The sequence below is a fragment of the Pseudomonas sp. O39 genome (genome assembly GCF_045447295.1).
In the GTDB taxonomy this organism is placed as follows: Bacteria; Pseudomonadota; Gammaproteobacteria; order Pseudomonadales; family Pseudomonadaceae; genus Aquipseudomonas; species Aquipseudomonas antarctica_A.
This window is the reverse complement of record NZ_JBJGXV010000030.1, coordinates 13,392-32,065: the sequence shown is the minus strand read 5'-3', so window position 1 is coordinate 32,065 and position 18,674 is coordinate 13,392. Positions and strand designations below refer to the sequence as shown.

Below are 18,674 nucleotides of genomic sequence, written 5' to 3'. Positions count from 1 at the left end.
CAACCGTCACGTCCAACCCGCATTATCCGGTCGAGCCGACCTAAGGAAGCATCATCGTGAAAATCAACTGGGCCGAAAAGCTGCGCCGGCAAGTCCATGGGCTGGCCGAGTCGCTGGGCAATCTGTTCGTCGAGACGTTCCATTACCTGGCGCTGTTCGCCATTGGTGCGGTGACCGCCTGGGCAGCGGTGATGGAGTTTCTGGGGATGCTGGAGACCGGGCACATCAAGATTGATGACATCTTGCTGCTGTTCATCTACCTGGAACTGGGCGCGATGGTCGGGATTTACTTCAAGACCAACCACATGCCGGTGCGCTTCCTGATCTACGTGGCGATCACTGCGCTGACGCGCCTGCTGATTTCCAACGTGTCGCACCACAATCCGCCTGACATCGGCATCATCTACCTGTGTGGCGGCATTCTGCTGTTGGCGTTCTCGATTCTGGTGGTGCGCTACGCCTCGTCGGCGTTCCCGTCGGTGAAGGTTGAAGGCCCGCGCCGCAAGGGCGAAGCGAGCCTGGAAACCGAGAAGGGCGAGCTTTAAAGTCCAACGCTGAAGGGCAGGGTGCGGGCGGGCGGTGGCTGCAGGAGTTTGTGGCTGTCGCCGTCCGTCATCACCGTGAGTATTTCCATGGCGCTGTGGCCCTGCTCGATGGCGATGCCGAATTGAATACTTTGCACCAGCCGTTTGAGCCGCTGCGGGTCGTTGCGTTGTTCGGCGCTGATCATGCGTTTGGCCACCACGCCGTCCTCATTCGAGAGGGTGAGCATGATGCTGCCATCCAGCCGTTGGATGCTCAGGTTGACGCGGTAGTTGGGGGTGAAGGTGTCGGTGATGATCTGAAAAGGATTGTCCATGGTGCGTTACCGCCTGATAGGAACATGCAGTCATTGACGACCGGTGTCAGGATTAGTTCGCGTTGCCTGACCATCGGCCACTCCGTCGCTGAGGTTTCACAAAGTCCGTTTGCCTCATGAGCTGTACAGCAAGGGCCGTGCCGTAAAGCAATCCATCACCCAGTGATAGTCCAATGTGGGAGGGGGCTTGCTCCCGATAGCGGTGTATCAGTCAATAAATGCTCGGCTGAAGGACCGCCATCGGGAGCAAGCCCACTCCCGCATTTGTTTTGTGTTGTTCTTGAGGGCGGTGGGCTATTTCAGGGCAATACCGAGAAAACGATCGCAGACAGCGCAATCAGCCCGATCACCACCACAAACACATTCGACAGTTGGCCCGAGTACTGGCGCAGAGACGGCACGCGGCGAATCGCGTACATCGGCATCAGGAACAGCAGGCACGCGATGATCGGCCCGCCCAGGGTTTCGATCATGCCCAGGATGCTTGGGTTGAAAGTGGCCACGGCCCAGCAGGTCAGCACCATGAACAGTGCGGTGCAGCGTTCCAGCCCTTTGGACGACATCGAGCGGTTACGCCCGCGCAGGGATTTGACGATCAGCCCCTGGAAGCCTTCGCTGGCGCCGATGTAGTGGCCGAGGAAGGATTTGGTAATGGCCACCAGCGCGATCAACGGCGCGGCGTAGGCGATCACCGGGGTCTGGAAGTGGTTGGCCAGGTACGACAGGATCGAAATGTTCTGCGCCTTGGCGGCGGCCAAGTCAGCTGGCGACAGGGCCAGCACGCAACTGAAGCAGAAGAACATCACCGTCAGCACCATCATGCCGTGGGCAGTGGCGAGGATGCCGCTGCTTTTGCGCTCGGCCTGGGCGCCATACACGCGCTTCTGGTCAACCGCGAACGCTGAAATGATCGGTGAGTGGTTGAAGGAAAACACCATCACCGGGATCGCCAGCCACAGGGTCTTGAAGAACAGCGGTAACGGCATGCCTTCGCTGGCCGAGGCGAAAAATGCGCCGTTCCAGTTGGGGATCAGGCTCACGGCCAGCAATAGCAGGGCGGCGACGAACGGGTACACCAGCACACTCATGGCCTTGACGATCACACCCTGGCCGCAGCGCACGATGGCCATCAGACCGAGGATCAACACCAGCGACAGGATCGCCCGCGGCGGCGTGGCCATGTGCAGTTGGTGTTCCATGAAGCTGCTCAGCGTGTTGGTCAGCGCCACGCTGTACACCAGCAGGATCGGGAAGATGGCGAAGAAGTAGAGCAGGGTGATCAGCTTGCCGGCACCGACGCCGAAGTGTTCTTCGACCACGTCGGTGATGTCGCCGGATTTGCCTGACAATACAAAACGCGTCAGCCCACGATGAGCAAAGAAGGTCATCGGAAAGGCCAGCAACGCCAGCACGATCAGCGGCCAGAAGCCGCCGACGCCAGCATTGATTGGCAGGAACAAGGTGCCTGCGCCGATGGCGGTGCCGTAGAGGCCCAGCATCCAGGTGGTGTCGTGTTTGGTCCAGCGAGTTGTTACGGTGGTCTCTGAAGCAGGATTTTCGGCAGCAGGTGTACGTACATCGGTCATCGGTATTGCCTCGTTATTATTTTTGCGCGGGCTCACGTATGGGGCGGGTAAAAGTGCTCCGGTTAGCACTCCACCCAGCTGACCGCCAGGCCGCCCCGTGAAGTTTCTTTGTATTTGTCATGCATGTCTGCGCCGGTATCGCGCATGGTGCGGATTACCCGGTCGAGGGAAATGAAGTGTTTGCCGTCACCGCGCAGGGCCATTTGTGTGGCATTGATGGCTTTGACGGCGGCGATGGCGTTGCGCTCGATGCACGGCACTTGCACCAGGCCACCGACCGGGTCGCAGGTCAGCCCGAGGTTGTGTTCCAGGCCGATTTCGGCGGCGTTTTCCAGTTGTTCCGGGGTGGCGCCGAGGATGTCGGCCAGGCCGGCGGCGGCCATGGCGCAGGCGGAACCCACTTCGCCCTGGCAACCGACTTCGGCGCCGGAGATCGAGGCGTTCTTTTTGCACAGGATGCCGACGGCCGCTGCAGCGAGGAAGAAATTGACCACATCATCGTCGGACGCGTCCGCGTTGAACTTCATGTAGTAATGCAGCACCGCTGGAATGATTCCTGCCGCGCCGTTGGTTGGCGCAGTGACCATACGCCCGCCGGCGGCATTTTCTTCGTTGACGGCGAGGGCGAACAGGTTGACCCATTCCATGGCCGACAAGGTCGAGGTGATGACATTGGGTTTGCCGATTTCCAACAGGCTGCGGTGCAATTTCGCCGCACGGCGTGGCACATCAAGGCCACCTGGCAAGATGCCTTCATGGCGCAGGCCTTGCTCTACGCATTCGCGCATCACTGACCAGATATGCAGCAGCCCGCTGCGGATGTCTTCATCGCTGCGCCATGCGCGTTCGTTGGCCATCATCAATTCCGAAACCCGCAGGCCGTGCGTGTTGCACAGGGCCAGCAGTTCGACGGCGCTGGAAAAGTCGTAGGGCAATTCCACATCGCTGGCAGGCGCAATGCCTGAGGCAGCTTCAGCCGCTTCGATGATGAAACCACCACCTACCGAGTAATAGGTTTGTTCGCTGAGCAGGCCGCTGTCGCCGTAGGCGTGCAGGGACATGGCGTTGGGGTGATAGGGCAGGCTTTCGTCCAGCAGGAGCAGGTCTGTGTGCCAGTTGAAGGCAATGTCCTGCTTGCCCGCGAGCAATAAACGGCCGGACTCGCGCAATTGCTGGATACGCGCGTTGATCGAGGTGGGATCGACCTTGTCCGGCCATTCGCCCATCAGGCCCATCACGCAGGCGCGGTCGGTGGCATGGCCGACGCCGGTGGCGGACAACGAGCCGTACAGACGTACTTCGACACGGCGTATGTCGTTCAGCAAATGTTGGTCGGTGAGGGCTTGGGCAAAGGTCGCCGCCGCCCGCATCGGGCCGACGGTATGCGAGCTGGAAGGGCCGATGCCCACCTTGAATAGATCGAAAACACTGATAGCCATGCTAAAGCCTTACAAGCAATGGAGTAGAAATCGCTGCCATGTTTTGTAGGACGAGCGGAATTGGCGCGATACTGAGCCTCTGGATCGGCACTGACCAACGAATTATCCTAAGACACCCTTTAGCAGGACTAAACCCTATGGCCCGCCCCCTTCATGGTCAGACGTATGTCTGGCTGCACGTTTTTTCCCGTGCTGCGCGGCATCTGTCGTTCACCCGCTGCGCCGAAGAACTGCACATCACACCGGGGGCGGTGAGCCAGCAAATCCGCCAGTTGGAGGAGCGTTTGGGCTTTCGCCTGTTTCATCGACGTGCGCGCGGGGTGGAACTGAGTGCCGAAGGGCAGCGATTGGCGGCGACGGTGGGGGAGGCCTACGGCAGCATCGATGCCGAATTGCAGCGGTTGGACGCGGGGATGATCAGCGGCACCTTGCGGTTGCGTTCTATCCCCTCGTTTCTCGGCAAGTGGCTGACCCCGCGCTTGCCACGCCTGCAGCAACGTTTTCCGGATATCCAGCTGCGCATGGTCGCCGAAGACAGCAGCATCGCGCTGCACGAGGGTGACTTCGACCTGGCCATCGACTTGAACGACGGCAGCTACCCCGGCCTGTTATCCACAGCCCTGCTCGATGAACAAATTTTCCCGGTGTGCGCCCCCAGCCTGCTGCGCGGCCGCCCGCCCTTGCATGGCCCGGCTGACCTGGTGCATTTCCCGCTGTTGCATGACATTACTGCCTGGCGTGGGAGTTATGAATACGCCGAGTGGGAGTTTTACCTGAACGCCATTGGCTATCACCAAGCCGATGTGCGGCGCGGGCACACCTTCAACCGCAATCACCTGACCATCGAGGCTGCCATCGCCGGCATGGGCGTGGCCATCGCGCGGCGCACGTTGCTCAATGATGAACTGGAGCGCGGCACCTTGATCGTGCCGTTTGGGCTGGCCGTGCCCAACCATAAACGCTACGTGCTGCTTTACGCGCCGGGCGCGCTGAGCCATCCGGGCGTACGTGCGGTGCATGACTGGCTGGTGGAAGAAGCGGGGATTTTTCGCGGATTGCACCCGTTGGGGGAGGGGCAATTGTAAGGTTCGCTGGGCGTAAGAAGATGTAACTAACTCCCCACCCTAACAGCGTTTTTGCTCGTAGTCAGACTTAATTTGTAATGTGGGATTTATCTTTGCAAAGGACTTGAAATGTTCTTCTGACTGCTCAATTGTGTAATCAAGAGGTCATGGTTTCACCACCCCGGTGTTGCAGTTTGTGACCTCTCGCGAGCTAGCTGAAATAAGGGAAGAACTATGCAAATCCAAGTCAATAGCGATAACCATATTGAAAGCAGCATCCGACTGGAGGAGTGGGTACGTACTACCATTGAGAGCACGCTCGAACATTATGAAGAGCACCTGACCCGTGTCGAGGTCTACCTGAAGGACGAAAATGGCGACAAGCCTGGTCCCCACGATTTAAGTTGCCGTCTGGAAGCACGGCCAAAGGGCCATCAACCGCTGTCGGTATTGCATAAAGCCGATACCCTGGAACAGGCGATCGACGGTGCAGCCGTCAAGCTGGAGCATGCGCTGGAACATCTGTTCGGCAAACTGCAAGGCAAGCCACGCGCTGCCGGGAAAAGCCAGCCGACCACCAAAGTCAATGAAGATGAGCTTGAACAGGAGTTTCTGGAAAAAGAACGTGCGGTGTTTAACAGCTGATAGCTGACGGTTCTTTCATCCCTACTAAAACGGGCCTGCATTTGCAGGCCCGTTTTCGTTTATTTGGCGCGTCGGAAAAAATACCCGCTCAACACCGCCAACCCGCAAGCGCCCAGGCCCGCAAAGAGCATCGCCCAACCGACGCCGTGGCGCAGCGCGGCCTGGGCATCGGTGGGGGCCAGCGCCAACACGTCCAGCTTGCCCGCCGCAATATGCTGGCTGATTTCTGGCCAATTCATGGACGTGGTTTCGGGGAGCAGGCTCGCGAGGTGATGGCTGATTCCCAGCAACAGCACCAGCCCCATCAGCGCGATATTGAGGGCCAGGGTTATCAGCCGTGCACTGAGGTCGATGCCCGAGGCCATGCCCGCGCGGTCGGCTGACACCGAGCCGGTGGTGGTGTTGGTGGTGGGCGAATTGGTCAGTGCCAAGCCCACGCCGGCCATCGCGCAGCTGAAAAGCACCCAGGCAATGCTCGGATGCTCGGCACCATTGGCCGCTGCCATGGTGATAAATCCTGCGCCCATCAAGCCCAGTCCCAAGGGAATGATGCGTTCTGCGCCATAGCTCAGTGCCAGGCGTTCGGCCAACGGTGGCACCAGCAACGTGGGCAGGGTGTAGGCGAGCAGGGCGCCGCCGGTGGTCATCGTGTCGTAGCCCAGGCCGGCCTGGAAGTAGAGCGGCAGGTAGATCATGAATGGCCAGAAGCTGAAATTCATGCCGATCGAGCCCATCAGCGCGCCGTTGAAGCGCTGGATGCGGAACACCGAGAAATCGAACATCGGCTGGGCGCTGCGCCTTTCAATCAGGATAAATAGCAGCAGCCCGGCCAGCGACAAGCCTGCCCAACCAAGCATGGCCGGTGCGCCGAAGCCGTTCTCGCTGCCCTGGGTGATGAAGTACACCAGCGCAAATACCGACAGCGTCAGGGTCAGCATGCCGGCAATGTCGAGGCGATGGCCGGCTGGGTCGCGGGATTCCTCGACGCTGATGCGCAGCAACACCAAGGTCAACAGGGTGAGCGGCGCATGCACGAGGAACACCCAGCGCCAGTCTGCTACCGCCAAAATCAACGCGCCCACCATCGGTCCGAAGCCCAGGCCCACGCCCGCGATCACGCCCCATATTGCGAAAGCGCGCGCCCGTGCCGCGGGTTCACGAAACCGGTGCGAAAGAATTGCGAACTGACAGATCATCATGGCACCGGCGCCCACGCCCTGGACAAAACGTGCGGCGATCAGCGTGGACGCGTCGTTCGCCAACCCACACGCCAGCGAGGCCAGCCCAAACAGCCACAAGCACAGCACCAGCATGCGCCGACGCCCAAAGCGATCGGCCAGTGTGCCCGCTGCCATCAAGACGCTGGTGCAGGCCAGGGTGTAGGCATTCATGATCCATTGCGCGTCCTGAAAGCCCGTGCCCAACTGCTGTTCCAGGGTTGGCAGGATGACCGGCACGCTGGAGATTTCCAGGCCGAACATCAGGGCTACGAGGCAGACGGCGGTAAGGGCAACGCCATCTCTGGCAGTGCGCGGGGCGCTGACGACCGATACAGCGGCGGCGGGCGGCATGGGTGGTTCCTTTCGATTGGGTGAGAGCAGTATTCTCGCGGGAACAAGGTTCTTTATTTGTGATAAGTTTTCCGTCAATAAGGGAATTGAAGGCGACAATAGACTTATGGCCACCCCGCGTTTTGATGGCGTCGAACTCTTCCTGCAAATCGTCGAGAGCGGCAACCTGACCGAAGCCGCCGAACGCCTGAACCTCACGCGTTCGGCGGTGGGCAAGGGGTTGGCGCGGTTGGAGGCGCGTTTGGGCACCTGCCTGTTACAGCGCTCTACCCGCCGCCAGCGTCTGACCGAGGACGGGCAGGCTTATTACGAGCATTGCCTGCGTGCACTGGCAGAGTTGGAGGCCGCCGAATCGGTATTGGAGAGTGGCCGCCAGCAACCGCGTGGGCGGTTAAGGGCAAGCTTGCCGCTGGCCTTCGGTCACCACTATGCGGCACCTGCTTTGTGGGGCTTGATGGACCGGTACCCGCAATTGGAGATCGAGATTTCCTTCTCTGACCGGCTGACGGATCTGGCGCAGGAAGGCTTCGACGTTGCCGTGCGTATCGGCCCGCTCCCGGATACAGACCGCCTGAGTGCACGCCGCCTGGGCGAACAGTCCGTGGGCCTGGCCGCTTCACCGGCCTATTTGCAACGTGTCGGGCGGATTGAATGTATCGAGGACCTCGCCGGTCATCGAGGCATTGCCTACCGTTTCGCTACTTCGCATAGCTCGGGGGTGATATCACCTTTGGTGCTGGACGACCTCCAGGCCGTGGCCGATGCCGCCATTGCTGGCGTGGGCCTGGCCTGGTTGCCGAGCTGGTTGATTGCGCACTATGTGCTGCGTGGCCAACTGGAAGCGGTACTGCCGAGCTACCGCGACCAGCCTGCGCCGATCCATGTGATTTGGCCCACGGCCGCGCACATGCCGGCCAAGACGCGCTGCGCCATCGACGCGTTGGTCGCCAGCACGCCGAGTTGCTTGGCGGGCAGCTAGCGCCCAATCGAAAAGGCCGAACTCCAGTGGGAGCTGTCGAGCCCCTGCGAGGCTGCGAAGGCGATGGCACAGGCAAATTTAGTTGCCTGACCCACCGCTTTCGCAGCCTCGCTAAAGCTCGACAGCTCCCACAGGGTCTTGCATCGTTTGTAAGGCCCCACGCCTTAATTGAAGCGCTATGACTCAGGCAGTTAAAACGCGATGGAGGTTTGCACGTAGACGGTGCGCGGCTCGCCCACGTATTTGCCCTTGTTGTTGTCGTCGAACGAGCGGGTGAAATACTGCTTGTTGAAGATGTTTTTCACACCGACTGCCACGTTCAAGTCCGACAGTTGCGGGCCGAAGTCATACGCCGCGCGGCTGCTGAACAGCATGTAGCCGGGGATGCGTCCGGTGCTGCCATCGGCACTTTCCGCCTGGGTGTTGGCGTTGTCGGCGAACTGGCTGCTCTGGTAGCTGCTGTCGAGGTTGAGCTTCCAGCGGCCTTCGGTGTAACCCACGCCGAGGGTGCCTTTGTGCTTGGACGAAAAGGGTACGCGGTGGCCTTTGTTCGGGCAGTTTTCACGGATGGTCGCGTCCACATAGGCATAAGTGGCGTACACATCAAACCCCGCGAGCGCCGGGCTCAAACCGTCGAGCGCGTAGTTGATGCTCGACTCGATACCCTGATGGCGCGTTTCACCGCGCGCGATCACCGAATCGTTGGTCTGGTTGCTGTCGTACTGGTTGTCGAAGTTGATCAGGAACGCGCCGATTTCCGCACGCAAGGTGCCGTTGTCATAGCGTGTGCCGAGTTCCCAGGTGCGGGCTTTTTCCGGTTTCACTTCGCCGCTGGTCACGCGGTTCGGCATTTGGCTGTACTGCACGCTGCCGAATGAGCCTTCGGTGTTGGCGTAGAGGTTCCAGTCTTCGGTGAGGTGGTAAAGCACGTTCAACGCCGGCAGTGCGGTGTTGTAGTCGCCTTTGTACTTCACGTTGGTCAGGTTGTTGGTCTGCTGGGATTCGATCATCTCGTAGCGCACGCCCGGGGTGATGGTCCACTTGCCGATATCAATGCGGTCATCGACGAAAAACGCATTGGCCTCGGTGGCGCCGCGGGTGTCGCGGTCATTGCGACTGTTGGTGGTCGGCAACTGATGGTTGGCGCTGATCGGCGTGCGGTAGCGCAATTCGTGGCCAGCTTCGTTGATGTAGCGGTAGCCGACGCCCACTTCATGGCTGCTCGGGCCTATGTCGAAGCCTTGGGCGAAACGGGTTTCCAGGCCGCGTACCCAGTACTCGCGCGGTGACAGCGAGAGGAAGCTGCCCTGGTCCAGGTAGCCATTACGCAACGTTGTGGTGAAGAAGGTGTTAGCGGTGAATTCGCGGCGGTCTTCCTGGTAGCGGTAACCGGCGTTGAACATCGTACGGCGGCCCCAGAATTTGTCGTAGGGGCGCGTGGACTGGTACGGATCAGCCTTGTAGTCCTTGACGTTCAAGCCGCCGGGCATATCGGCCTGGCCTTCGTAGTACTGCGCCATGGCATTGAAGCTGTTGGCGTCGTCCAACTGGTATTTGCCCTTGAGGATCAGGTCGTCGATGCGCGTGTTGCTGTTTTCGCGCCAGTCGCCGCCACGCGTGCCGGAGTACAGGATCGCGCCGCCCAGGCCATTGTCCGCGGTGCCGCCGGCCAGCAGGTTGCCGGTGGTCTTGAAGCCGTCGTGGCTGGAGGATGGGCTGGTCTCGGTCTGCAAGCCGCCTTTGACCGTCGGCGCATCCGGGATCGCGCGGGTCACGAAGTTGACGATGCCACCGACGTTTTGCGGGCCGTAGCGCACCGCGCCGCCGCCGCGTACCACGTCTACTGCGTCCATGTTGCCCATGCTGATCGGCGCGAATGACAGCTGCGGCTGGCCATACGGTGCGAAAGGCACCGGGATGCCGTCCATCAGCACGGTGGAGCGCGATGCCAGGCGCGGGTTGAGGCCGCGAATGCCGAAGTTCAGCGCCATGTCGTGGCTGCCGGTGCCGTTGTTTTCCGGGGCGTTGACGCCGGGAATGCGGTTGAGCACATCACGGGCCTGGGTCGCGCCCTGGCGCTCGAACGCTTCACGGCGGATCACATCACGCGCACCAGGGTGTTCGAACACGTTGGTTTGCGCCGCGTCGCCGAGCCAGTCCCCGACCACGCTTGAGGTTTGCAGTTCGACGGTAGCGGGGCCGTTGGCCGGTTGCAGGCTGTAGGCGTTATCACCTTCGGCGCGGGCTTGCAGGCCCGTGCCCTCCAGCAGTTTTTGCAGGCCTTCGGCAGCGCCGTAATTGCCCGACAACCCACCGCTCTGCATGCCGGCCGTGACCGCGGAACCGAAAGAAATCAACACGCCAGCCTCGCGCCCAAATTGGTTCAGCGCTGCTTCCAGGGTCGCCGGGGCGATGTGATACGGCTTGGCATCGGCGGCCATCACCTGCGGCAGCACGGTAAGACTGAGGCTGGCGCCGAGTAGGAGTTGGCGCAAGGTGCGGGCGAGAAGCGTCGGTTGCTGGGGCATGAAGAGCGGTCCTGAGAAGGAAAGATCAAGGTGGCTTTCCTTCTCTGTCACGCGAGGTGTGGAAATCGGCTCACTTGCGGGTAAAAAAGTGCTGAAATAATTTCAGGCGCGAGCCTGGACCGTCACCCAGTAGCGGGTAAACCGCCGCACTTTGACCGGCAGGCTGACTTCCAGCAGGTCGAGGATGCGCTCGCTGTCGTCCAGCGGGTAGCTGCCGGACAGCAGCAGGTTGGCCACTTGCGGGTCGCAATTAAGCTGGCCACGGCGATAGCGGCCCAGCTCGGCGAGAAAATCCTCCAGACGCATGTGCGCGGCCACCAGCATGCCGTCGGACCAGGCGCCGCTGTTGGCGTCGGTGGGCAGTGGGGTGTCCCAGCCTTCACGGGTGAAATTGACCTGGCGCGTGGCCTCGACGCTCAGCGGCAAGCCGCGGTAGCCGTTGGGCATTATGTCGACAGTGCCGTCAAAAACGGCCAGTTGGGTATGGTCGTTGAACTGGCGCACATTCAGCCGTGCGGCCTGGCTGCTGAGCAAACCCTGGCCGGTGAGTACATGCAGCGGCGTATTGCCGGCGCGGGCAGTCAGCAGCATTTCGCCCTCAAGCAGGCGGATCAAACGTTGGCTGCCATCAAAATGCACATCCACCGCGCTGCCGGTGTTGAGCTGCAACCGGCTGCCGTCGGCCAATTGCACATTGCGCCGTTGGCCGACGGGGCTGCGGTAGTCGGCGCTCAATGGCGGCAAAATATGCTGCTGGCGCAGGCCCCAGGCGGCGGCCGAGCCCGCACCGAGGATCAGCAACAGCTTCAGGGCCTGGCGCCGGCTGCTGGATTTGGGCGCACTCAACGCGGCATGCGCCAGCGGCGAGGGCATGCCGCGCAGGCGCTGGTTCACGCGCTGCATATGGTCCCACGCGCGCTGATGTTCGCTGTGGGCGTTCAGCCATTGTTGCCAGGCCGCTTGCTGGCGCGGGTTGAGCGCGCCTTGCTGCATTTCCATCAGCCAATGCACCGCCTGCTCGGCAACCTGGGTTGAAAAGTTCACAGGGCGAAGTAGCAGCGCATCGCCGCTTTATTCAGGTGGCGTTTGACCGTGGCGATGGAAATGCCCAGCTCGGCGCCGATTTGTGCGTAGGTCAGACCGTCAAGCTGGGCCAGCAGGAATGCACGTTTGACCAGGGTGGGCAGGCCGTCGAGCAATTGGTCCAGCTCCAGCAGGGTTTGCAGGATGATGGCGCGTTCTTCTTCAGAGGGCGCCACGTGTTCAGGGCTCTGCGCCAGTGCCTCGAGGTAGGCGCGTTCCAGGTCCTGGCGGCGGTAGAAGTTGAACAATACGCGCTTGGCGACGGTGGTGAGGAAGGCGCGGGGTTCGATCAGCGTTGGGGTTTCCCGTGCGGTGAGCACGCGGATGAACGTGTCCTGCGCCAGGTCGGCCGCGCTTTCCGGGCAGCCGAGCTTGCGTCGCAAGCAGCCGGTGAGCCAGTGGTGATGGTCGTTGTACAAAACTTCGACGGTATTGGACGGCTGCAACGCAATCACTCCACAAGCATTGGCATGCTCTAGAGAACAAGAATTGTTCGCATTGTAGGGGGCGTGACAAGGTTCGGCAATCCGCCAGAGCAGATGAATCATCCGTTCTCTTTTGCTTATGAGAATATTTATCATTAATATTGCGCGCTGATGAACCTGGCGCCTCCCGCATGAAAAGCAAACGCTCACTGCCTGTTACCTACCGTCTAGCCGTCACCTCGCGCGTGCTGGCAGCCGTGGTGGGTGGCTATTTGATGGCGTCCCTGGCCAGCATTTGCCTGGCGCTGTGGATGCCGACTTCCCGCGCCGACGCGGTGGTCACCGGGATGATGAGTTCATTTGTGTTTTACCTGCTGGCGGTGCTCTGGTGTTTCGCCTGCCGCACGGCGTGGCGCGCATGGGCGGGTGTAATGGTGCCGAGTGCACTGTTTGCCACCTTGGCGGGCGTGGGTTTGTGGATGGCGCGCACATGAAAGAGGGCTTTCGCCAGGCCATGGCCTGGTTGCACACATGGGCGGGATTGATATTTGGCTGGCTGCTGTTTGCGATTTTCCTGACCGGCACCTTGTCCTATTTCAAGGACGAAATGACCCACTGGATGCAGCCCGAAGTGCGGGCCTATCCACTGGACGACGCGCGCAGTCTCGCTGCCGCGCAAACCTATTTGCAGCAACAGGCGCCCAACGCCGCGCGCTGGTTTATCACCTTGCCGGACAGCCGCGACCCGGGCCTGTCGGTGATGTGGCAAGACAAACTCGACCCCGGCAAGCGCGGCAACTTCATCCACAAGGTCCTCGACCCTGTCACCGGCCAACCCGTCCAGGCCCGCGAAAGCATGGGCGGCGAATTCTTCTACCGATTCCACTTCCAGCTGCAAATGCCTTACCCGTGGGGCCGTTGGCTGTCGACCATTGCCGCGATGGTGATGTTCGTCGCGTTAATCACCGGCATCATCACCCACAAGAAAATCTTCAAGGACTTCTTCACCTTTCGCCCACGCAAAGGCCAGCGTTCCTGGCTTGACGGGCATAACGCGGTAGGTGTGCTGGTGTTGCCGTTTCACCTGATGATCACCTACAGCAGCCTGGTGATATTTATGAACATGGTGATGCCTGCGCCGATCGCTGCCTCCTACGGCAGCGACAGCCGCGCGTTTTTCAACGAAGTGTTCCCCGCGATCAACAATGCGCCGGCGCTCGGCCAGCCCGGCAAATTGCTGCCGTTGTTGCCAATGTTTGAGCAGGCCCGCACGCAATGGGCGGGCGGCCATGTCGGTCGTTTGGTGGTGAATAACCCGAGTGATGTGAATGCGTCGGTCAATGTGGTCCGCGCGGGCTCCGACAGTGTGGTGCAGGATTTCGGCAGCACCCTGTCATTCAGCGGCACCACTGGCGAGCTGTTGCGGGTGAGTGGCGAGCAGTCACTGCCGGCGGCAATCAGCGGCAGTTTCTATGGCCTGCACATGGGCCATTTCGCTGGCCCGGTGCTGCGCTGGCTGTACTTTATCTGTGGCCTGGCGGGTACGGCGATGATCGGCACCGGCTTGGTGATATGGCTCGGCAAGCGTCAGCTCAAGCACGCTAAAACCTCGGTGATGCCGTTTGAACTGCGGCTGGTGGAAGTGCTGAATATCGCCAGCATGTCCGGGCTGATGCTCGCCATCGCAGGGTTTTTCTGGGCCAACCGCTTGTTGCCGGTGAGCTTCGCCGAGCGCTCCGACTGGGAAATAAATACCTTTTTTATTGCCTGGGGCCTGAGCCTGTTGCACGCCGTGCTGCGTCGAGGCCGCCAGGCTTGGGTTGAGCAATTGAGTCTCGGCGCGCTGCTGTTTGTGGCGGTCCCACTGCTTAACGCGCTGACCACCTCGCAGCATTTGGGCGTGTCACTGGCCAGCGGCGACTGGGCCATGGTCGGCTTCGACCTGACCTGCCTGGCCAGCGGTCTGTTCCTGGCGTGGGCCGCCTGGAAGATGCAGCACCGCATGGCGCCGCAGCCCAAGGTCGAACGTGCACCCGCATTGACGCTCAAGCAGGAGGCGAACTGAATGCTGCTCGCATTGCTGATGTGCTACGCCGGGTTTGCCGCGCTGTGCCTGTCCACAGATCGTCATCATGGCGAACTGCTGCACAGCAAGCCTTCGCCACCTCGACGCCTGACGTTACGTACGGCCGGTGGTTTGCTGCTGGTGCTGTCGACGTGGCCAGCGGTGGCAGCCTCGGGTTGGGCTCAAGGTTTGGTGGAGTGGTGCGCTGTGTTGATGCTCAGCGCACTGTTGCTGGTGTTGCTGTTGCCGTATCGGCCAAGGCTGGCCTTGAGCCTGGCGGGTGTCGGCCTGCTGGCCAGCCCGGTTGCTGCCTTCGCCCTGTTTTGAGCCTGCCATGATGATCAGCACGCCACCCGAATCCCAGGACAGCCCGCATACCGATGCGGCCGGTGGGCGTGCGCATTTCCTGCAGGTGTTTTTATCCCAGCGCTCGCAAATGGAGGCGCTGGTCAGTCGACGCGTGGGTTGCCGCGCTACGGCGGCCGACCTGGTGCAAGACCTGTTCCTGCGCTTTTGGCGTCGACCGTTGGTGCAGGTCGAAGAGCTCAGCACCTACCTGTTGCGCTGCGCTGGCAACATCGCCATCGACCATTTGCGCAGTGAAGGCGCGCGCGTGCGCAGCAGCGAAGGTTGGTTGCCGGAACAACAGGACAACCAGGGCTCCGAACCCCAGGCAGCCCTCGAAGCGGGCAATGACCTGCGCCACGTCGAAGCCGCCTTGCGCAGCTTGCCGGAGCGTACCCGGCAGATTTTCCTGCTCAACCGCATCCACGGCCGCAAATACACGGAAATTGCCAAGGCCATGGGGCTGTCCCAAAGTGCCGTGGAAAAACATATGATGCGTGCCCTCGAAGCCTGCAAGGCCAGCATTCGCGAACCCTCTTGCCCACGCACGCCAGGGAAAGCACCGTGAACGTTACCCCCACGCCCGCCCAGGAACAGGCCGCACTCGACTGGTTGAGCCTGCTGCACGATCAGCCCAGCAGTGGTGACCAAGCCACGTTCAGCCGCTGGTTACGGGCTGACCCCGCGCACGTCGAAGCCTATTCACGGGCCCAGGTGCTGTGGGAGTTGAGCGAAGTGCCGGCACGCACACTGGCGGACGAAGATGCAGTGGCGTTGCAGGGCTACCTCAACTCAATGAACAGCTCAAAACGCTCGCGTGTTGCGCGCGGGGCCGGTGCCTTGGCCATGGCCGCGTGTTTGCTGGTGATGGTGTCCCTGGGCGCGGGTTGGCAGCCATCGCGCTGGGTCGATGACTTCGGCGCCGATTACGTGACGGCGCCAGGCGAGGTGAAGACCGTAACGCTGGCGGATCAAACCCGAGTGACCCTGGATGCCGACAGCGCCATTGCCGTGGATTTCAGCCATGGCGAGCGGCACATCCAGTTGCGCCGTGGCGCGGGTTTTTTCCGCGTGACCCACACCGGCCAGCCCTTTGTAGTCGAGGCCGGCAGCGGGGAGGTGCGGGTCTTGGGCACGCAGTTCGAAGTGCGCCTGCAACCGGCCGGGGCCCAGGTGACGGTGCTGTCCGGCCGGGTTGGCGTAACGCCGTCCAGGCAAGGGCCGCAGCAGGTGCTGACGGCAGGCCAGCAAGTGGCCTACGCCGACGGTGTGGCCGATGCCCTGCACGCGGTCGACAGCGAATCGCGCCTGGCCTGGCGCGACGGCTGGCTCAATTACTACAAAGCGCCGTTGGCCGAGGTGGTTCAGGACCTTAGCCGCTACTACCCTGGGCGAATCCTTCTTCTCAACGACGAGATGGCCGCCAAGCGTGTCAGCGGGAGTTTTCCGAGCAAGGACCCAGTGGCAGTTTTGAGTGCCTTGCAGGCGGTTCTGGGCTTTGAACAGCACACCGTGCTGGGCCGTATGATTGTATTGCGCTAGACATTAATCCCCTCCGTCGCCACCTCCTGCGTGGCGATTGTATGAAATATCTTCCTCTTTTTATTTTCTCCATGTCGCTGTAGGCCAGGTATTGCGCTGTCTGCAGGTCTTTCATTTAACCTTCATCCCAATTGCCAAAACCTGTCACCAAACCGTTACACGCGCCAAGGATGATCCCCGGATTCCTGAACAGGTGGTCAGGAAGATTGGCGTCGCCGTTCACCCGGTTCTGACAGCCAGCACCTCCCTCCATAACAACAGATAGATGCACGTAAGGGATCTACTCGTGAAGATCAACACACTCTCTGCCCTGCTGTTAGCCTCGGGCCTAGGAAGCTTTGCGCCACTGGTTTTGGCAGACACCACGCAGGATGTCGGTTCGGTGGACGTCGCCGGCAAACAGAGCCTGGGCAACGGCCACATGATTCGCGAAGAAAGTGCCAAGGCGCGATCGACGGTGACCAAGGAAGCCATGGACGAAATGTCGGGGACCGCCAACGCCATCGACAAACTCAAATACACGCCGGGCATCAACGTTTCCAGTGATGACGCCAGCGGCACCAGCGGCACCAACTTCACCATGCGTGGCATGAACTCCGACCAGATCGGGGTTTCCGTCGATGGCGTGCCGATCAACGACTCGGGCAACTACAGCGTTTATTCAAACCAGCTGGGCGACCCGGAAAACCTCGCCGAAGTATTCGCCACCCAAGGCTCTTCGGAAGCGGACGGCCCGCACATCGGCTCCAGCGGCGGCAACATCGGCATGATCACCCTGCGGCCGACCAAAGAGTCCGGGGTGTTCGCCAAACAGATCGTCGGCGCCAACGATCTGCGCAAAACGTTCGTGCGGGTGAATACCGGCGATTTCGGTGGCCTCAAGACCTGGGTCTCGGCGTCTCATCTGGAAGGTGACAAGTGGCGCGGCAAGGGCACATTGCGCAGCGACAAAGTCGAGTGGAGCAGCCTGTTCGAAGACGGCAATGGCAACTCGACCCTGGCCACGGTGAAATACAACAACCAGGAAAACTACAACTACAACACCCTGAGCAAGTCGCAGTTCGAGACAGAAGGGCGACGCAAGGACTTCTCGGAGACCCCGGTTTACAAGTCGGGTTTGCTGTCGTCGTCCTACAAGCTCAACCGCAACCCGTTCGAAAGCGTCAACGCCACGCTCACTCAGCGCTGGCAACTGCAAGACAACCTGTCGCTGACGGTCACACCTTATTACTACTGGGCCAACGGTGGCAGTTTCAGCGGCCAGACCGCTTCGAACCTGGGGCCCAAGTCCGACAAGGCCGGCAACTACGACCTGAGCAACCTGAAATCGCTCAACTACTATCGCCCTTCGTGGACCGAAACCTGGCGCCCTGGCGTCACCGCCAAAATGAAATGGGACATCAACGAAGAACACAGCCTGGATTACGGCTATTGGTATGAACGTGCTCGCCAGCGCCAGACCCAGCCCTTTATCGGGATCAACGGCGAAGGCGCACCCGATGATGTGTGGGGTGACTACAACAGCGGCGGCCAGGTGGTCGACAAGAACGGCGCGACCGTACAGGGTCGTCATTACTACACCATCACCCCGGCTCAGAAGCTTTGGGTTCAGGACAGCTGGCAAGCCACGCCGGACCTGAGTTTTGTCGGTGGCGTTGCGTACCAGTACGTCGAGCGCGACGGCAACAATCTGGGCAGCCTGTACGACACGCCGGAAAAACGTAACACCCGTTACCACCAGTTCCTGCCGAACTTCAGCACCAAGTACCAGGTCGACGAGAGCAACCAGGCGTTCTACAACGTTACCCGCAACATGCGTACGCCGCCGAACTACGTGCTGTACAACAAGGGCGACTCCGTCAGCCTGAAGCCTGAGTTAAGCTGGAACCAGGAACTGGGCTGGCGCTACACCGAAGACACCCTGGCGCTGAGCGCGACCTTGTTCTACATCAGCTTCAAGGATCGCCAGTTGTCGACCACCGACTTGAACGGTGACTACGCAGTGATCAACGTCGGCAAGGTCGACAACAAAGGCCTGGAGCTGGAATGGAGTGGCCTGTTGCCGCACAACTTCAACTACTACGCCTCCTACACCTACACCCAGTCTGAGCAGAAAGACAATGTGCTCAGCAAGAATGTGTTGCTGCCCACAGCGGGCAAGCAACTGGCCAACGTGCCGGAAAACATGTTCAACCTGGTGTTCGGCTATGACGACTCGCGTTTCTACGGCAACGTTGCGGGCAAATACGTCGGCAGTTTCTACGGCGATTTGACCAACGACGAAAAAATCTCCGGCCGTACCGTGTTTGACCTCAACGCCGGTATCTACTTGCCGGTGGACAAGAAAGTCATCAAGTCCGCGGCCCTGCGGTTCTCGATGCTTAACGTGTTCGACAAGGAATACTTGAGCTCGGCGCGCACCGTGTCGTTCAACTCGGCACCGGTAAACGGCCTGGCGCCGAGCACGGCGTATTACAACGTGGGTGAGGAACGCACGGCGATGGTGTCGCTGGAAGCCAACTTCTAATTAAAGGTGCCGCTGA

17 protein-coding genes are annotated in these 18,674 nt (G+C 60.7%); 10 read left to right on the top strand and 7 right to left on the bottom strand.

Annotated features, from left to right (window positions below; genetic code table 11):
* The first annotated feature begins 56 nt into the window (after window positions 1-56).
* The gene (locus tag ACI77D_RS26605) at window positions 57-545 is read left to right on the top strand and encodes a phosphate-starvation-inducible protein PsiE (protein WP_064450838.1); all 489 of its coding nucleotides are present in this window, start codon (window positions 57-59) and stop codon (window positions 543-545) included.
* Here the strand turns inward: ACI77D_RS26605 and ACI77D_RS26600 are convergent.
* From ACI77D_RS26600 to ACI77D_RS26590, 3 genes are all read right to left on the bottom strand, one after another.
* On the bottom strand, window positions 542-859 hold the full coding sequence (locus tag ACI77D_RS26600; RefSeq protein ID WP_064450839.1) for a DUF3509 domain-containing protein: 318 nt from the start codon (window positions 857-859) through the stop codon (window positions 542-544). The two genes, ACI77D_RS26605 and ACI77D_RS26600, sit on opposite strands and share 4 nt — an antisense overlap.
* A gap of 299 nt (window positions 860-1,158) precedes the next feature.
* Entirely contained in the window at window positions 1,159-2,445 is a 1,287-nt protein-coding gene (locus tag ACI77D_RS26595) for a serine/threonine transporter (RefSeq protein ID WP_262667083.1), read from the bottom strand.
* Window positions 2,446-2,507: 62 nt separating this feature from the next.
* Entirely contained in the window at window positions 2,508-3,884 is a 1,377-nt protein-coding gene (locus tag ACI77D_RS26590; protein WP_407017801.1) for an L-serine ammonia-lyase, read from the bottom strand.
* A gap of 137 nt (window positions 3,885-4,021) precedes the next feature.
* Between ACI77D_RS26590 and ACI77D_RS26585 the strand changes: the two genes are divergently transcribed.
* Complete coding sequence (locus ACI77D_RS26585) at window positions 4,022-4,969, top strand: LysR substrate-binding domain-containing protein (protein ID WP_407017800.1); 948 nt, start codon at window positions 4,022-4,024, stop codon at window positions 4,967-4,969.
* A 213-nt stretch (window positions 4,970-5,182) separates the two neighbouring features.
* A complete protein-coding gene (locus tag ACI77D_RS26580; RefSeq protein ID WP_064450842.1) occupies window positions 5,183-5,593 on the top strand; it encodes an HPF/RaiA family ribosome-associated protein in 411 nt (136 codons plus the stop codon).
* Window positions 5,594-5,652: 59 nt separating this feature from the next.
* Here ACI77D_RS26580 and ACI77D_RS26575 read toward each other — a convergent pair whose 3' ends face one another.
* A complete protein-coding gene (locus tag ACI77D_RS26575; RefSeq protein WP_064450843.1) occupies window positions 5,653-7,164 on the bottom strand; it encodes an MFS transporter in 1,512 nt (503 codons plus the stop codon).
* Between the two features lie 106 nt (window positions 7,165-7,270).
* Here ACI77D_RS26575 and ACI77D_RS26570 point away from each other — a divergent pair, with 106 nt between their 5' ends.
* On the top strand, window positions 7,271-8,143 hold the full coding sequence (locus ACI77D_RS26570) for a LysR family transcriptional regulator (protein ID WP_407017799.1): 873 nt from the start codon (window positions 7,271-7,273) through the stop codon (window positions 8,141-8,143).
* Window positions 8,144-8,334: 191 nt separating this feature from the next.
* On the opposite strand, the gene fecA is transcribed toward ACI77D_RS26570, so the two are convergent.
* The 3 genes from fecA to ACI77D_RS26555 form a co-directional block, all read right to left on the bottom strand.
* Window positions 8,335-10,671, bottom strand: coding sequence for a TonB-dependent Fe(3+) dicitrate receptor FecA (fecA, locus tag ACI77D_RS26565; protein WP_407017798.1), 2,337 nt, complete (start codon window positions 10,669-10,671; stop codon window positions 8,335-8,337).
* A 102-nt stretch (window positions 10,672-10,773) separates the two neighbouring features.
* Complete coding sequence (locus ACI77D_RS26560) at window positions 10,774-11,715, bottom strand: FecR domain-containing protein (protein ID WP_407017796.1); 942 nt, start codon at window positions 11,713-11,715, stop codon at window positions 10,774-10,776.
* A complete protein-coding gene (locus ACI77D_RS26555) occupies window positions 11,712-12,200 on the bottom strand; it encodes a sigma-70 family RNA polymerase sigma factor (protein WP_407017795.1) in 489 nt (162 codons plus the stop codon). The genes ACI77D_RS26560 and ACI77D_RS26555 overlap by 4 nt, the downstream gene beginning before the upstream one ends.
* Window positions 12,201-12,370: 170 nt before the next feature.
* Here ACI77D_RS26555 and ACI77D_RS26550 point away from each other — a divergent pair, with 170 nt between their 5' ends.
* The 6 genes from ACI77D_RS26550 to ACI77D_RS26525 all read left to right on the top strand — a co-directional run bounded on the left by ACI77D_RS26550 (window position 12,371) and on the right by ACI77D_RS26525 (window position 18,658).
* On the top strand, window positions 12,371-12,673 hold the full coding sequence (locus ACI77D_RS26550) for a DUF3649 domain-containing protein (RefSeq protein WP_064450846.1): 303 nt from the start codon (window positions 12,371-12,373) through the stop codon (window positions 12,671-12,673).
* Window positions 12,670-14,244, top strand: coding sequence for a PepSY-associated TM helix domain-containing protein (locus tag ACI77D_RS26545; RefSeq protein WP_407017794.1), 1,575 nt, complete (start codon window positions 12,670-12,672; stop codon window positions 14,242-14,244). The genes ACI77D_RS26550 and ACI77D_RS26545 overlap by 4 nt, the downstream gene beginning before the upstream one ends.
* The gene (locus ACI77D_RS26540; protein WP_064450848.1) at window positions 14,245-14,571 is read left to right on the top strand and encodes a DUF3325 domain-containing protein; all 327 of its coding nucleotides are present in this window, start codon (window positions 14,245-14,247) and stop codon (window positions 14,569-14,571) included.
* A gap of 7 nt (window positions 14,572-14,578) precedes the next feature.
* On the top strand, window positions 14,579-15,157 hold the full coding sequence (locus tag ACI77D_RS26535) for an RNA polymerase sigma factor (RefSeq protein ID WP_262667091.1): 579 nt from the start codon (window positions 14,579-14,581) through the stop codon (window positions 15,155-15,157).
* Entirely contained in the window at window positions 15,154-16,131 is a 978-nt protein-coding gene (locus ACI77D_RS26530) for a FecR family protein (protein WP_407017792.1), read from the top strand. The genes ACI77D_RS26535 and ACI77D_RS26530 overlap by 4 nt, the downstream gene beginning before the upstream one ends.
* Before the next feature lie 286 nt (window positions 16,132-16,417).
* Complete coding sequence (locus ACI77D_RS26525) at window positions 16,418-18,658, top strand: TonB-dependent receptor (RefSeq protein WP_407017791.1); 2,241 nt, start codon at window positions 16,418-16,420, stop codon at window positions 18,656-18,658.
* Window positions 18,659-18,674: the final 16 nt, after the last annotated feature.

What these genes read in the sequence shown, in the direction of transcription:
- ACI77D_RS26580 (WP_064450842.1), top strand. Translation starts at nt 5,183, where the DNA reads ATGCAAATCCAAGTCAATAGCGATAACCATATTGAAAGCAGCATCCGA.
- ACI77D_RS26545 (WP_407017794.1), top strand. Translation starts at nt 12,670, where the DNA reads ATGAAAGAGGGCTTTCGCCAGGCCATGGCCTGGTTGCACACATGGGCG.
- ACI77D_RS26590 (WP_407017801.1), bottom strand. Translation starts at nt 3,884, where the DNA reads ATGGCTATCAGTGTTTTCGATCTATTCAAGGTGGGCATCGGCCCTTCC.
- ACI77D_RS26540 (WP_064450848.1), top strand. Translation starts at nt 14,245, where the DNA reads ATGCTGCTCGCATTGCTGATGTGCTACGCCGGGTTTGCCGCGCTGTGC.
- ACI77D_RS26535 (WP_262667091.1), top strand. Translation starts at nt 14,579, where the DNA reads ATGATGATCAGCACGCCACCCGAATCCCAGGACAGCCCGCATACCGAT.
- ACI77D_RS26570 (WP_407017799.1), top strand. Translation starts at nt 7,271, where the DNA reads ATGGCCACCCCGCGTTTTGATGGCGTCGAACTCTTCCTGCAAATCGTC.
- ACI77D_RS26595 (WP_262667083.1), bottom strand. Translation starts at nt 2,445, where the DNA reads ATGACCGATGTACGTACACCTGCTGCCGAAAATCCTGCTTCAGAGACC.
- fecA (WP_407017798.1), bottom strand. Translation starts at nt 10,671, where the DNA reads ATGCCCCAGCAACCGACGCTTCTCGCCCGCACCTTGCGCCAACTCCTA.
- ACI77D_RS26550 (WP_064450846.1), top strand. Translation starts at nt 12,371, where the DNA reads ATGAAAAGCAAACGCTCACTGCCTGTTACCTACCGTCTAGCCGTCACC.
- ACI77D_RS26575 (WP_064450843.1), bottom strand. Translation starts at nt 7,164, where the DNA reads ATGCCGCCCGCCGCCGCTGTATCGGTCGTCAGCGCCCCGCGCACTGCC.
- ACI77D_RS26600 (WP_064450839.1), bottom strand. Translation starts at nt 859, where the DNA reads ATGGACAATCCTTTTCAGATCATCACCGACACCTTCACCCCCAACTAC.
- ACI77D_RS26585 (WP_407017800.1), top strand. Translation starts at nt 4,022, where the DNA reads ATGGCCCGCCCCCTTCATGGTCAGACGTATGTCTGGCTGCACGTTTTT.